The following is a 12,731-nucleotide window of genomic DNA, read 5'->3' as shown; positions in this document are numbered from 1 at the left end:
ATTAAAACTCCAACCTATAGCCCAAACCGAAGGTTTGAGCGATAAAATCGCCCAAGGTGTTGGCTACGATTTTCATTAACCAGAATATTAATGTGATTTGAGCGACTTTATTAAAATTTTTCATTTAACTCAAAGATTAAGCTCATAGAGTCCTAAATAATTTTCTTAGGCGGTACGTACTTTCCGTTTAGTAGCGCTCGGCAATATCACGACCGCGTGCACCTATTTCAATAATTGAACACCTGTTTTGAGCGCAATTTTGCTAGAGTAGAACTGAAGTTTAAGCCGTCTGCAATGAATTATTTTTAAAGGACCCCATCCCCAAAGAATAAAAACAAGGCCTTATTTTCCGTTAATAACACGAAATTCGAAGTGAGTATAAGAAAAGAATCTAAAGATAATTTGAAGAATTAATTTATACTTCAAAGTTCACGATGAAGTTATGTGTCCCATTTTCATGGCTATAGGAAGGGGTAAAGCCATAGAAATCGCATATTTTTTTTACGATAGCAAGACCTAGACCGGTTGATTTCAATTCATCGGTTTCCCTATAAAACCTGTTGAACAATAGTTCAGGTTTTAAAATGGCACAGGTGCCTTTATTCTTAACGGTCAGTGCATTTTTTTGTAAATCAATGGTTATGGGCGTATTAGGGGTCGCATATTTTATAGCGTTCGATAGTAAATTGTCGCAAAGCACTTCGGCAAGATGAGCATCCATAATTACGATGGTTTCTTTTTGGACGTTCAATATAATTTTTGCCGGATACAGTTCGGAAAGGTGCTCTATTCGGTCACGTAGTACCTCGTTCAACTTGCAAGGTTTTACGTTTGTAAATTGTTCATTCTCAATTTTGGATAGTAAACCAAGTCTTTTGTTCAATTGCTTAAGTCGCTGAATGTCTTTTTGAATGGAGGACAACTGCTCAAATTGCGAATTGTTGAGACCTTCCCCGTTGATAATGGTATCTATTTTAGCCTGTATAATCGCCAAAGGCGTTTGAAGTTCGTGCGATACGTTTTCGGTAAATTGCTTCAGGTTTTTATAATCGGATTGTACTTTTTCTGTAAGGGTGGTTATTTCTGTGTTCAACTCCGTGAATTCAAGAATATCACTATCCATTAGTAGTAAAGGGTCTTGAGAGGAAACGGAAAATTGTTTCATTTTGTTGAGGTTCTCGAAAAATGGGAACCAAAGTTTTTGTGTAGCTTTATTATTGAAATAATATAAAAATAGAAATACCAGTACCGTTATGGTCCCATATAAAATATTTACGGTTATTAAAATTTCATTGGACTCTACAATCAATGCCCGCACCGTAATGCGGTAATTTTCCCCTTTCCAACCCATGTAGGTGTTTAACTCCCTAAATTCCTCTAATTCATTCTGAGAGGGGTCGTACATTAAGGTGTCTTTGATCTGTTCCTTTCCTAATTTTGATACCATGGCGACCTCAACGATTGGCGGCAATTCATACCAAGAACCTTGTGTTTTGATTGAATTTTCAACCCGGCCCACTGTAGAGCGTAATTCTTCTTCTACAGCATTTCTCAATAGAAATCGTAAATAGAAATAAAGAACAAGGGCGCTAATGGCGAGTAATCCAAAACTGATCCACAGAAAAGGTCTAGAGCTTTTTCTCAGCAGTTTTATTTTACGTTGTTCTTTGACCATCTTTTAATCTTCTTTAAATCGGTACCCGCTGCCGTAAGCGGTCTGAATGTATTTCGAACCTATTTCGCCTAGTTTTTTGCGAAGATTGTTGATATGTACATAGATAAAATCATAGTTGTCCATCAAGTCGCTATTATCGCCCCACAGGTGTTCGGCGATAATTTCTTTGGAAAGCACACGATCTTTGTTGGTCATAAAAAATACAAGCAAATCATATTCCTTTCGGGTCAGTGAAATCGACTCATTGGTTACAAATACATTTTTAGATTTGGTATCTATCCGAATTTCATTGAACAACAGACTATCATTACCCCCAAATTTACCACGACGAAGTACAGCTTTAATTCTGGAGTTGAGTTCTGCTAAATGAAATGGTTTGGTGAGGTAATCATCCGCACCTATGTCCAGTCCTTTTAGTTTGTCCTCTAATGAATTATTTGCCGAAATGATGATGACAGCGGTTTCTTTTTTTTCCTCCCTTAGCATTTTTAAAATATCGAGTCCGTTACCACTTACTAGATTTAGGTCTAGTAAAACAAGATCGTATGCATAAAGGTCTGTCTTGTAAGCGGCCTCATTATAATCAGCTGCTGTTTCACAAATATTACCATCGTCGTTAAGATACGTGGCTATAGATTTTCGTAGCACTGCCTCGTCTTCCGCAATAAGTATTTTCATAACTTGGGCTATAGGTTATAAATATACAATGCATATCTAAAGAAATCCTTAAGAATTAGTAGGGGGAGAAAGTTAGGATGGATAAAAAAAATCACTCTTTCTTTTTGCCCACCAGACCTTTGGTAAACTCATTGAGCGTTTCAACTTTTTCCTCGAAATCACCTTTTATTGTCTTTCTGTATTCGTTGAGGTTTTTGACCAGGTCATCTATGTTTTCGGGAATCACATCCTCGAAAAATTGGCGTAAGCGTTTTGCGGTAGTTGGAGATTGTCCGTTCGTTGAAATTGCTACTTTGACGTTGCCTTTGGTAACGATACCACCCATATAGAAATCACAGAACGGCGGATTATCGGCCACATTTACAAGAATTTGTCTTGCTCTACAATCATGATAGACCTGCTCGTTAACAGGCACATTATCTGTTGTGGCGATGGCGATATGCTTGCCTTCTAGGAAGCTTTTATCATAGGGAGCAACGTACATTTTAATTCTGAATTTATCGGCCAAAGCAATCGTTTCTTCCCTGAACATAGGGGATACCATTTCCACCCGTGCGCTAGGGCTCGATTTTAACAGGAAGGTCAATTTTTCAAGGGCTACGTTGCCGCCGCCTACAATTAAAATTTTGAGGTTCGATACTTTTAGAAATACCGGATATAGTTCGTTACGCTCCATATTATCTTTTTTATGAGGTTCTATTACCTTCATCTCATTCATTGGAAAGGGCCTTGGACACCAAATCCGTTGAAAACTTTGAAAGCGGTAATTTTAGGGCGGCATCGTGTCCTTTATCAGACATTTTGCGCCAGGTTTTTTGAAGGATGTCTATGGTTTTCTGTTCAGGATGTTTATGGGCGAACGGCTCAAAATAATATTCCAAAAAAACCAGACAAATAGTGTCTTCCAAGGCTTGCGTATCGGCATTTTTTTTAAGCTGTTTCTTTTCTAAAAGAAAGCATACTTTTTTGATGGTGTCCTGATCATAGCCCACGGCTGCCAAGATTTCCGATGCTTTCTCGGCATGGAATTTTTTAAGGTCTTGGCGCCAACGCAAATACCCTTCGCGGGTCATGTCGTATGATTCTCTGGGAATCTCCCATCTACAGATATGTTGGCAACGGGCCGTTAGACGTAATGCTTCAGAGGCATTAGGGTCGAATTCATTTAACCGTTCGGTCATACGTATGCCGTAGAGTACTTCCTTTGGGTAGGTCCTTCCTTGATATTCTTCGGTATTGGGGTCTTCTTTATTGGCGGCATCAAAATGTTGAAAAGCTAATAATAATTTATCGGTCGTCGCCATAAGGTATGTATTTGCCCAAAGCTATTCAGAAAAGCCTACATTCCCAAAACCATTCTTTATTTTGTGCGTAGTGGATGCTTTAGGAGGCCATAAGATTATTTTCTTGGGCCAACAATTTATTTACCTGCGCCCATAAAATCAACTTGGAGGAGCCTGGAGAACCAATAATGTCTGAATTGTGGAAAATTTGATCGAACAACATGCGTTTGTGTCGTATTTGATCCGATAGATCGTCCAAGTTATTATAGACCATACTGAACTTTGAAAATAATGGATTAATATTTTCTTCGATATGTAAAACACAAATATCCTTATGTCGTGAATCCATTTTAATTTGACGGTATAAATTCCGTACTTCCTGCTCTTCTCCCTCCAGTAATTGAATGAAGGTATTATTATGGTATAGCAGACAACCTGTTATATGCTTTTTTAGATTGTTTTTTTTAGCATGTTCCAACATTTTTCTAATCCCCGAATCATTGAAGTCTTCTTGAGCTGTAGATCGGTAAACAAGTGAAAACATAAGTGGCGGAATTTTTTTAAACTAAATTACATGCGTTGGTCAAATTTAATTAACTCAAAAATTTCAAGTTTGTGTTCTATTGTAAAACGATATTTAAGAGATATCCTACAATATTAGCGCCACTTTAAGCAATTTTATAGCGTCAATGAAAAAGGCGGTTAAGTTAAAAAACTCATTTTTAACCCCTTATATTGAATACACTTGAAAAACCGACTATATGGTACCTTTTAAAACCAAAAGACCTTTAGGAAATGTTGATGGAGATTCACCTTTGGTCAGGACGATTAAATTCACAATTGTCATTGCTGCGGTAGGGGTGGTACTATGTTTCATTTTTTTATCTTCCAAGCATTGATCACGATGCCTTAATTTCTTTACTATTTTATAGGTTTTAATTATAGGAGTGCTGAGCACTATCATTTTATACGCAGAGCTCATTTATTTGGTTAAATTAGGAAAAGAAAACAATGGAGGTTGCTTCGGTGGGTTAATGGTTAAAGATGGAGAGATTATTTTAGAAGGTTTCAATGGTGGTAAAACTGTTTGACTGTACATAACCTACAGAATTTTAGTCATTCAAAATGGATATAAAACACTATAATGTACCTCGTTGAAAGACTGCGTTTTATATACGCGCTATGAACCTTGTGCGATGTGTTTAGGAGTAATTTTCTGGTTTAAATTTCAGAAAATATACTATGGAGCTTCAGCGCAACAGGAATAGGGATACGTGTATATGTACTGGTTGTATAATGCTGACACCGGAGCAGCAAGGCAGGGAAAATTCAAATGAAAACACTAATTGAACAAAGAAGCTTTGGCGGTACGGAACTAAACCAATGTATTGTTTTTAAGCAATCTTCTTTTTAAAGTATCAAGGCTGCATTTCAGGGATTTCCAAAACCCTGTCGGGGCCATAAAATTTCAGGGCGATACCAAAGACGATTACAGAAAGCACCATCCCCACCATGAAGATCGTGTACGTCCAACGTAGAAGTCTGTATTTTCGTTCTAAGACAAGCCCCAAAAAGTAAAGGTCTTTGGTAAGCGAACTGTAGATGTATTCCTTATCCTTGATTAACCGACTCATAGCCCACTCGTATTGTGATAGCTTCATCTTATGAAAGTTACCAAAGAAGAGTAGGTTTACCTTTTTTGAACTTACTTCTTCCTCTGTGAACTGTCCGGAAGTAACATTAGGTTTGGTGGCTAATATGGACATTACCATAGAAACGATACTGAAAATGATGAATAAAAAGGTGGGGTAGAAAAGATAGTCATTAGAAGGGTTGTCTAACTTAGGAACTAGGTTCGCCAAAGCCATGGAAATTATTATAGCATTTACAGATAGTAGTATGTTTGCCTTAGTATCAGCGATGTCACTTAATTTTAAATGATTGCGCAGGGTAACCCTATATAAAGTTTGTATGCCCCTATCTGGCAATTCACCTTTGAACTTTGCTTTTAAGCTCTCTTTCTTAATGAGTTTTTTGTTCTTCTTTTTAGCCTTTACCAGCTTTTTGATATTTTTATCTTTACCCGGTTGCCAGTTTTCAATGGCATAATCTGTGTAGTATCTATGTTTGCTTCTGAGCAATTGCACATTTTCGTTTCGCCAATCTTCGATAGAATAATTTTGGATACCAAGCGAAGCAAGTTCTTCGCGTAATAATTCAGAAGTCGATAAAAACCCTTTTACGGCAAAGTGAGAAGAATCAGCATCACGGATCACTTTTTCTTCTTTATTTTTTGGTTCATAATTTTTTAACGTCGCCATAATGAGTTGGCACACCTTATCGATGAAGTCTGGGGCACAATCATGTTGCATCAAAAACTGCTTTGCCAGTTCACAGCTCTGTTCCTCATGATTATTATAGGTAATGGTATAACCAAGATCATGGAACCAAGCGGCTACCAATAACGGCTCTGCATTTTTATCGCTAATGCTTTCGCCTTCTATAATCTCTTTGGTGCTGTTGACAACACGTTGGGTATGCCTTAGGTTATGGTACAGATAATTAGGACCTGAGTTTGAAGCTAATTTTTCTGTGGCGAATGCTTCTGCTTTAGTTACTATTGTTGACATACGATGGGTTTAAAAAGGCTAAACATGCATGAATGTAATAATTTTCAAACACTTGTCTATATGGAAAGTCCAAAACCTACTTGGATCAAGTTGCTCTCTTTTGAATTGAAATATCCTATGTTAAAGGTCAACACTTTTAAGCTGCTGATCCAAAAGCCCCCACCTTGTGACGTATGCCAAATGTTAGAGTCTTCATCGGGTTGCCATACACGGCCATAATCAAAAGCTCCGTATACGCCTATGGTTACTGGTGAAACCGCAGTGACATAGCGCTTGAGCTTAAGTTTTAAATCGGACGACTGGTAGAAATAGGATTTTCCGGTAAAGCGCTCATCCCTAAAACCCCGCAAACCGTTGGCACCGCCTAAAGACGGCATATGGTAAAAAAAAACGGTTTTGTAGTTGTCTAACACGCCTTTGTATTCAGCCATGGTGCTATAGACCAAGGAACCGGAAGTATCCAATTTATGATCAAAACCAACCTTTAAAGAGGCATATCCAAATTTGTTAGAACTTAGATTAATATTTGCCTTATATCCCGCAGAAAAACCAAAATATATCGCTTTGGTGGGGAAGTCGTCTGCATCGTCACGGTCATATTCACCCGTTAATTCGAGTCCCCCATAATTTTGGTTTTCGAAAACTTTTGTGTTTATATTATCTGGGGTGAATAGGCGTTGTGGATTATCCGCCACTTTAAAGGATTCAAAAAGGGTCTTTAACCGTAAGCTGTAAAATGCGAAACCGGCACTTGCTTTAAAGCGTTGGATCCTGGCGCGGTAATAATCCCTTCCAAAAGTATCTTCATTATTTTCACTTTCATTGCCATAGCCAAAGAAGTTGCTTACATAGCGATCAGTTGTATAATAGGCATCCATTTCAAAATTCCAACCTGGAAATACGTTTCCATATACTCCAGAGTAAGATGCTTCAAAAGCTTCGAATTTGAAAAAGTAATTGGCACTTAAACTGTGTTTTTGTCGAAAGTCGTTTCCGTTTAGACCATTTTTGGTATAGGTGTTCGAAGCACCTAAGAACAAACCGTCGTCTGTTCTAAAACCAGCTTTGGGCACCAATATGTTCGTATTGGGTTCGAAATAGGTGAAATGATAGGTGTTGGTTTCGTAATTATCGGTCAAATGGGTTCGTGGTGCTTTCTTTTCAAATTTGATCTTTTCATGTTCCCAATCGAACAACTGCACTTTCTTTTTGTTTTCGATGATATAGGTATCTTCACCATATCCCCCGATAATCTTGATTTTGGTATTCGGGGTTTCCGTTCCCTCTACTACAAAGACATCATCATCTCCAAGACCATAGATCCAGAGTTCTTTGGTTAGACTGTCGTTGAAAGTACGGGTGTACATTAATTCATTTTTTTCATCGGAAAATATTCGTTTTACCGTTACCGTGGTTTCGCCATTGCCGGTTCTGGTAATCGTAAAAATATCGTCTTTTTCGGTTCCTTTGACAGCGACAATTTTGTTAAGGTATTCTGCGTATTCCTTTGCCACTTCGGTCAGTGTTTTAAGCCGCTCTATTAAACTTTGTTCGATATAGTTTGACGTATCATCTTGCACAGCCTGTGGTAGTCGGTTAAAGGCATTTTCGATCACCTTTTCTGTCATTCCTTTTTGTATGGCTTTAGCTTCTTCTACCCAGGCTTCGGGTCCGTAGCCGGTCAGTAAGGTGCGGTCCAATCGATTTCCAGAGAGGTTTAGCCATTTTACGCTGTTTACATCTCCATCATAGGTTTCCCAATTTCTACTGTTAGGAACGAACCATTGCACAAAGGGAATGACCTTTCCGTCAAACCGCGGAAAGGCGTTATCGCGATCTCTGGGAACGGGCATGAATTCCTTATCTCCATCAGGGCTCTCATACTCGATCCATCGCCATTGATCTTGATGGCGGTCCCAATCCCCGATCAGCATATCAAAAAGACGGGCTCTGATCAAACTTTTCTCATCAACGGAGTAGGATTCGTCACTCTTTATTTTCTCTAACATATCCGTCGTGCTTTCATAATCCACTACTTTGCCAGAAGCAGAGTCCATAGTTCTTTTGTAACCTTTATAATTAGCGTGTTCTTCAGATGGCCGCCTTTCTATGAAATAGAGTTCATCGCCAAAGTCTTCGTTATATTCTGCCAAGCGTTCTTGTTTTGGCACATAGAACAGTTCGGTATCCGAATGATTGATATCTACAGATTTAGCCAACGGATCAACTACGATTTGCATGTAAGGATGTGCTGTGGAAAAAAAATCTGAAATAGCTTTTTCGGGCCAAGTACCTTTATAATCCTCAGTGTTGTAGGACACACCCGGGAGTTTGAATTTTAAAAACTTAAGGGCGCTTTTACGTAAAGACCGCATAGCGTATTGTTTGCCGTTGGCATCTTCTAAGCGTAATGAAAACGATTGATGTCCGCCCCCTTCTTTCACTACCGAAAGGCCACCATACAACGTATCCAATTTTACCACTGGGGCATCGACCTCTTTACCATAATAAGAACGGTAGCGTTCGCCCCAAAGAAATTCATAAAAACCACTTTTACTATAATCCGAGGGGTCTTCTAAGATACGTGTAGTTTCAATTTTTTTGTTGTTACCGTTAAAATCTGAAAATTCTTTAGGGGCTTCAAGCTTTGGAAGTATAGGAAAAGTAGTAGAAGTGGATAAATCATTTTCGTTGATAAACGTAACCTTGGAGCTGCCATCCTCATAAAAATCCAAACGGGCAAAACCACGGGCTCCATACGCATATTCCCCTTCAAAATCCATGGCCCCACCTATGGCGGTAATCTTACCCGGTCCCAGTTTTGTTGCACTTTTCTTGCCTAATGAACCACTAATGATTTGATGCATTCCACCACCTTCTAACAGCTGAAGACTTTCTTCATGACCTGAAATTAAGGTAATACGGTCATTTGCCTGCGCTAAGGCACTTACCGCGACGCGTAGATAGTTATACCTTCTTGAATTAAGGTGATCAGGATCAAAGGCACCCAGATCCATCACCGTATTTTTAACGGTTCCTAATATAGGTAATGGTTTCAAGTGGTCTTTTACCGTAGTGTTACCGGCATAAATACCATTACTTAAAACAGGATGGTGCATGGCAATTACAATGTTCTTCCCCTGTCCATCACCAATGTAACCTTCAAGTTCTTGCATAAAACGCCTGCGGGTAATGATATCGCTACATTTGCTATTGATTCCTTTTACTCGAGACCAATTGGAGATGAACCATTTCGAGTCGATCAAGATTAAATCGAGTTGGTCGTTAATGACCCTGTAATCTATAGGGCATCCATTATTGGGAACTACCTTAGTGTTTTTTCTATCCACCTCTTTAAGATAGTCTTCCACTTTTTCAATCTTATCCAGGTCAAAACTCTTCCACTCATTGTTTCCTGGCAAGAAAACCGTTTCACCCTTAAAATTGGACGATAGTTTTAATTGTTGTTGAACGAAGAGGCTGTCTTTTTCCCAACTCTTTTCGTCTGGAGAAATGTTGTCTCCGGTAAACACCAAAGTACTATTTTCGGGCGCTTGATCAAGTTCCTTTTTAAGGCGATCTAATAACGGATTTTGCTCAAGGGATAGTGCATTGCCCAAACCACCCGCAATATAGAATGAGTAAGTGATTTTCTTATCCGAAAAACCCATCGTTTTTGGAGTTTTACGCTGTTCTTTAAGTGTGGCGCAAGAACAAATAATCAATGCGGCCAAAGTTGTACTGGCAACTTTTACGGAAAAAAATCGCTTCCTGCGGTCGAGTGGTTGGTTACCCATAAATTGAATAGTTTTTATGATTGGTTTAGAATATGTACCTGCTAATTACTGAAGAACATATTTGAAATGATAATACCAATTACCAGAACAATGAGAAATACGACCAGTATAGTGGCCCCTAGTTTGGTCTTCTTATTTTTTTGCAAAATGTACTGCTCTGTTTTCTCTTCTGGCTCTTTTACGAATTTTGTTTTTTCTGTTCCTTGTTTCATATGTTTTTATTTTTTGATATATACTGTTTTTTTGTTGACAAATTCGAGAATGCCCTCACGGGATAATTCCCTTCCGTATCCTGATGCCTTTGTGCCTCCAAAAGGTAGTCTAGGGTCTGATTTTACCATCTCATTGACAAAGAATGCTCCGTCTGGTATTTTTGAAACCATATGAAACGCCTCATCGATATCTTCTGTAAACAACATACTGCCCAAACCGAATCGAGAATCGACGGCCATTGCAATTGCTTCTTTGCGGTCTTTTGCTTTGATCACCGCCGCCACAGGACCAAAAGTTTCTTCTTCGAAGATGGGCATATCTGCCGTTACATGTGTTAAAATGGAAGGGGAAAAGTAGGCGCCGTTACGATCATTGCCTAAAACGACTGTTGCCCCTTTTTCAATGGAAGCATCGATTTGTTTTTGCAAGGTGTCGGCCAAATCTTCTCGCGCCATAACGCCAATAAAGGTTTCCTCATCCATGGGGTCTCCAATTTTCAATGCTTTTACCTTTGCGATGAATTTTTCTAAAAAGGCATCGTAAATTTCTTCACATACGATAAACCGTTTGGCTGCAATACAACTTTGACCTGTATTTTGCATACGTGCGGTCACCATGATATCCATATATTTTTCTAGGTCGGCATCTTCCCAAACAATGCAGGCATTATTTCCGCCGAGTTCCAAAACCGTTTTCTTTAGGTTTTCACCAGCAGTTTTGGCTATAGCCTTTCCTGCCTTTTCGCTGCCGGTCAGGGTAACCGCCTTAATACCGTTATTCGCTATTAAATTCTCGATTTTATCATGACCCGCTACGACACTTTGAAAGCATCCTTCGGGATAACCTGCATCCAAGAACAATTGCTGAATGGCAAAAGAGCATCCAGTTACATTTTCGGCGTGTTTCAATAGTGCCGTGTTCCCAGCGGTCAACGTAGGGGCGGCAAAACGAATGACTTGCCAGAACGGATAATTCCAAGGCATGACCGCAAGAATGCACCCTAGGGGGTCGTAACTTATAAAGCTTTCATCGGCATCGGTCGATATAAGTTCATCGGCTAAAAAATCTTCTGCGTTAAGTGCATAGAAATCACATGCCCAAGCGCACTTTTCAATTTCGGAAATGCTTTGCGAAATAGGTTTACCCATTTCTTTGGTCATTAATTCGGCGTACTGTTCTTTCCGTTCTAAAAGTAAATCTGCCACTTTAGATAGTAAATCACAGCGATCTTCTACAGCGGTGTTGCCCCAAGAAGCTTCAATATTCAAAGCTTTTTGTAATTTGGAGTGAAGTGTTTCTTCCGTATCCTGTGTGTACGTATCTATAATTGTACCGTTATATGGATTTTTCGATTGTATATCTTTCATGGTGACAAATTTATAGCTTAGAGGTCTTAATCGTTAATTCGTTCCGCTTTATTCTTGACCCTTTTAGCCTATTGTTACCGTTAATATTTCATTGGTTTGAGTCAACAGAATAGCCAATTATTGACGATATTTGTATAGAATGATGTAAGTCATCACATTTTGAAGTTAAACGAAGTAAAATAAAATATTATGAGCAACAACAGTGGAAATACATTATTAGCGGTTATAGTAGGTTCTGCCATAGGAGCGGCCTTAGGAATTCTATATGCGCCGGATAAGGGTGAGAACACAAGAAAACTAATCGCCGATCAGGCAGCTGCCACTAGAGATAACCTAACGGAAAGTGCCATAGAGTTAAAAAATCGCGTTGCATCAAGAATTTCTGATGAAAGAGAGACTTTAGATACACGTGTTGAATCTTTGGTGACCGATATTAGTTATAAAACAGAGGATGTGATCAGCACTTTAGAAAAAAAGTTGGCTGAGCTTAAAGCAAAAAATAAGAAATTGCAGAAAACATCATAAATGGGAATATTTGAATCACTTAACGATACGTCTAATAAAGCTATTGACGTAGGCGAGATTTACTATAAGAAAACGCAAGAGTATTATAGGCTTAAAGTGTTTCAACAACTAACAATGACCACTGGTGTGCTGCTAAAAATAGCGGTAATCGGTGGTCTTGGTTTTTTGGCACTTATATTTTTAACCGTGGCCGGTATTATATTCTTAGGGCACGTATTAGAAAGTATGGTGGCTGCGTGTCTTATTGCAGGTGCGTCGTTTATTATATTTTTAATAATTGCCTATATTTTTAGAAAAAGGATAGATAACATTTTGATTAAAAAGCTCTCCGATAAATTCTTTGATTAAATAAGCTTAGTATGTACAAAAATTTTGCCGAAATAGAATTTGATTTGAAAAGGCTCAAACTTGAGCGTCAAATAGCGCTTGAGGAAATTAAAGGATTAAAACAAGATGTTAAAGACGATTTAAGTCCGTACAGTTGGGTTTCAACAGTGATTTCTGCAGTCAAAAAGTACGGTATTCTCTATTTGATACGAAAGGTCATTAAGTAAGGGTGTAAA

General features: G+C 38.7%; 15 protein-coding genes. 4 read left to right on the top strand and 11 right to left on the bottom strand.

All coding sequences use genetic code 11. From position 1 onward, the window contains the following. Position 1: 1 nt before the first annotated feature. The 7 genes from ACNR9Q_RS03085 to ACNR9Q_RS03055 all read right to left on the bottom strand — a co-directional run bounded on the left by ACNR9Q_RS03085 (position 2) and on the right by ACNR9Q_RS03055 (position 4,618). Positions 2 to 124: a hypothetical protein gene (locus tag ACNR9Q_RS03085; RefSeq protein ID WP_419213138.1), complete on the bottom strand. Its 123-nt coding sequence runs from the start codon at positions 122 to 124 to the stop codon at positions 2 to 4. Positions 125 to 415: 291 nt separating this feature from the next. Further along, positions 416 to 1,675: a sensor histidine kinase gene (locus ACNR9Q_RS03080; protein ID WP_419213137.1), complete on the bottom strand. Its 1,260-nt coding sequence runs from the start codon at positions 1,673 to 1,675 to the stop codon at positions 416 to 418. A gap of 3 nt (positions 1,676 to 1,678) precedes the next feature. Further along, positions 1,679 to 2,353: a response regulator transcription factor gene (locus tag ACNR9Q_RS03075; RefSeq protein ID WP_419213135.1), complete on the bottom strand. Its 675-nt coding sequence runs from the start codon at positions 2,351 to 2,353 to the stop codon at positions 1,679 to 1,681. Between the two features lie 91 nt (positions 2,354 to 2,444). Then, positions 2,445 to 3,029 (bottom strand): precorrin-2 dehydrogenase/sirohydrochlorin ferrochelatase family protein, encoded by a 585-nt coding sequence (locus ACNR9Q_RS03070; RefSeq protein WP_419214241.1) that lies wholly within the window; start codon positions 3,027 to 3,029, stop codon positions 2,445 to 2,447. Between the two features lie 34 nt (positions 3,030 to 3,063). Then, a complete protein-coding gene (locus ACNR9Q_RS03065; protein WP_419213134.1) occupies positions 3,064 to 3,657 on the bottom strand; it encodes a DUF4202 domain-containing protein in 594 nt (197 codons plus the stop codon). 79 nt (positions 3,658 to 3,736) lie between these two features. Continuing rightward, positions 3,737 to 4,180, bottom strand: a complete 444-nt coding sequence (locus tag ACNR9Q_RS03060) for a BLUF domain-containing protein (RefSeq protein ID WP_419213133.1) — start codon at positions 4,178 to 4,180, stop codon at positions 3,737 to 3,739. A gap of 213 nt (positions 4,181 to 4,393) precedes the next feature. Then, positions 4,394 to 4,618 (bottom strand): hypothetical protein, encoded by a 225-nt coding sequence (locus tag ACNR9Q_RS03055; RefSeq protein ID WP_419213132.1) that lies wholly within the window; start codon positions 4,616 to 4,618, stop codon positions 4,394 to 4,396. A 172-nt stretch (positions 4,619 to 4,790) separates the two neighbouring features. Between ACNR9Q_RS03055 and ACNR9Q_RS03050 the strand changes: the two genes are divergently transcribed. After that, positions 4,791 to 4,904 (top strand): hypothetical protein, encoded by a 114-nt coding sequence (locus ACNR9Q_RS03050; RefSeq protein ID WP_419213131.1) that lies wholly within the window; start codon positions 4,791 to 4,793, stop codon positions 4,902 to 4,904. 150 nt (positions 4,905 to 5,054) lie between these two features. On the opposite strand, the gene ACNR9Q_RS03045 is transcribed toward ACNR9Q_RS03050, so the two are convergent. From ACNR9Q_RS03045 to ACNR9Q_RS03030, 4 genes are read right to left on the bottom strand one after another with little or no spacing between them, the layout of a single operon-like run. Next, positions 5,055 to 6,266, bottom strand: a complete 1,212-nt coding sequence (locus tag ACNR9Q_RS03045) for a Pycsar system effector family protein (RefSeq protein WP_419213130.1) — start codon at positions 6,264 to 6,266, stop codon at positions 5,055 to 5,057. Between the two features lie 56 nt (positions 6,267 to 6,322). Then, the gene (locus ACNR9Q_RS03040; protein ID WP_419213129.1) at positions 6,323 to 10,063 is read right to left on the bottom strand and encodes a metallophosphoesterase; all 3,741 of its coding nucleotides are present in this window, start codon (positions 10,061 to 10,063) and stop codon (positions 6,323 to 6,325) included. A 41-nt stretch (positions 10,064 to 10,104) separates the two neighbouring features. Continuing rightward, positions 10,105 to 10,275 (bottom strand): hypothetical protein, encoded by a 171-nt coding sequence (locus ACNR9Q_RS03035; protein ID WP_419213128.1) that lies wholly within the window; start codon positions 10,273 to 10,275, stop codon positions 10,105 to 10,107. A gap of 6 nt (positions 10,276 to 10,281) precedes the next feature. Further along, the gene (locus ACNR9Q_RS03030) at positions 10,282 to 11,643 is read right to left on the bottom strand and encodes an NAD-dependent succinate-semialdehyde dehydrogenase (RefSeq protein ID WP_419213126.1); all 1,362 of its coding nucleotides are present in this window, start codon (positions 11,641 to 11,643) and stop codon (positions 10,282 to 10,284) included. Between the two features lie 189 nt (positions 11,644 to 11,832). Here ACNR9Q_RS03030 and ACNR9Q_RS03025 point away from each other — a divergent pair, with 189 nt between their 5' ends. Genes ACNR9Q_RS03025 through ACNR9Q_RS03015 form a run of 3 tightly spaced genes read left to right on the top strand, consistent with a single transcriptional unit; the run spans position 11,833 to position 12,722 of the window. Next, complete coding sequence (locus tag ACNR9Q_RS03025; RefSeq protein WP_419213125.1) at positions 11,833 to 12,168, top strand: YtxH domain-containing protein; 336 nt, start codon at positions 11,833 to 11,835, stop codon at positions 12,166 to 12,168. After that, positions 12,169 to 12,516 carry a phage holin family protein gene (locus ACNR9Q_RS03020; protein ID WP_419213124.1) on the top strand — a complete coding sequence of 116 codons (348 nt, stop codon included), beginning with the start codon at positions 12,169 to 12,171 and terminating at the stop codon, positions 12,514 to 12,516. It abuts the gene before it with no gap. An 11-nt stretch (positions 12,517 to 12,527) separates the two neighbouring features. Beyond that, the gene (locus ACNR9Q_RS03015; RefSeq protein ID WP_419213122.1) at positions 12,528 to 12,722 is read left to right on the top strand and encodes a DUF6327 family protein; all 195 of its coding nucleotides are present in this window, start codon (positions 12,528 to 12,530) and stop codon (positions 12,720 to 12,722) included. The last annotated feature ends 9 nt before the right edge of the window (positions 12,723 to 12,731 follow it).

It is taken from the genome of Maribacter sp. X9, from assembly GCF_048537565.1.
In the GTDB taxonomy this organism is placed as follows: domain Bacteria; phylum Bacteroidota; class Bacteroidia; order Flavobacteriales; family Flavobacteriaceae; genus Maribacter.
Note: the sequence above shows the minus strand (reverse complement) of the source record. Positions and strands in the feature narration are given on the sequence as shown.

Coding starts and splice junctions, on each gene's coding strand:
- ACNR9Q_RS03085 (WP_419213138.1), bottom strand. CDS start 124: ATGAAAAATTTTAATAAAGTCGCTCAAATCACATTAATATTCTGGTTA.
- ACNR9Q_RS03080 (WP_419213137.1), bottom strand. CDS start 1,675: ATGGTCAAAGAACAACGTAAAATAAAACTGCTGAGAAAAAGCTCTAGA.
- ACNR9Q_RS03075 (WP_419213135.1), bottom strand. CDS start 2,353: ATGAAAATACTTATTGCGGAAGACGAGGCAGTGCTACGAAAATCTATA.
- ACNR9Q_RS03070 (WP_419214241.1), bottom strand. CDS start 3,029: ATGGAGCGTAACGAACTATATCCGGTATTTCTAAAAGTATCGAACCTC.
- ACNR9Q_RS03065 (WP_419213134.1), bottom strand. CDS start 3,657: ATGGCGACGACCGATAAATTATTATTAGCTTTTCAACATTTTGATGCC.
- ACNR9Q_RS03060 (WP_419213133.1), bottom strand. CDS start 4,180: ATGTTTTCACTTGTTTACCGATCTACAGCTCAAGAAGACTTCAATGAT.
- ACNR9Q_RS03055 (WP_419213132.1), bottom strand. CDS start 4,618: ATGAGCTCTGCGTATAAAATGATAGTGCTCAGCACTCCTATAATTAAA.
- ACNR9Q_RS03045 (WP_419213130.1), bottom strand. CDS start 6,266: ATGTCAACAATAGTAACTAAAGCAGAAGCATTCGCCACAGAAAAATTA.
- ACNR9Q_RS03040 (WP_419213129.1), bottom strand. CDS start 10,063: ATGGGTAACCAACCACTCGACCGCAGGAAGCGATTTTTTTCCGTAAAA.
- ACNR9Q_RS03035 (WP_419213128.1), bottom strand. CDS start 10,275: ATGAAACAAGGAACAGAAAAAACAAAATTCGTAAAAGAGCCAGAAGAG.
- ACNR9Q_RS03030 (WP_419213126.1), bottom strand. CDS start 11,643: ATGAAAGATATACAATCGAAAAATCCATATAACGGTACAATTATAGAT.
- ACNR9Q_RS03025 (WP_419213125.1), top strand. CDS start 11,833: ATGAGCAACAACAGTGGAAATACATTATTAGCGGTTATAGTAGGTTCT.
- ACNR9Q_RS03020 (WP_419213124.1), top strand. CDS start 12,169: ATGGGAATATTTGAATCACTTAACGATACGTCTAATAAAGCTATTGAC.
- ACNR9Q_RS03015 (WP_419213122.1), top strand. CDS start 12,528: ATGTACAAAAATTTTGCCGAAATAGAATTTGATTTGAAAAGGCTCAAA.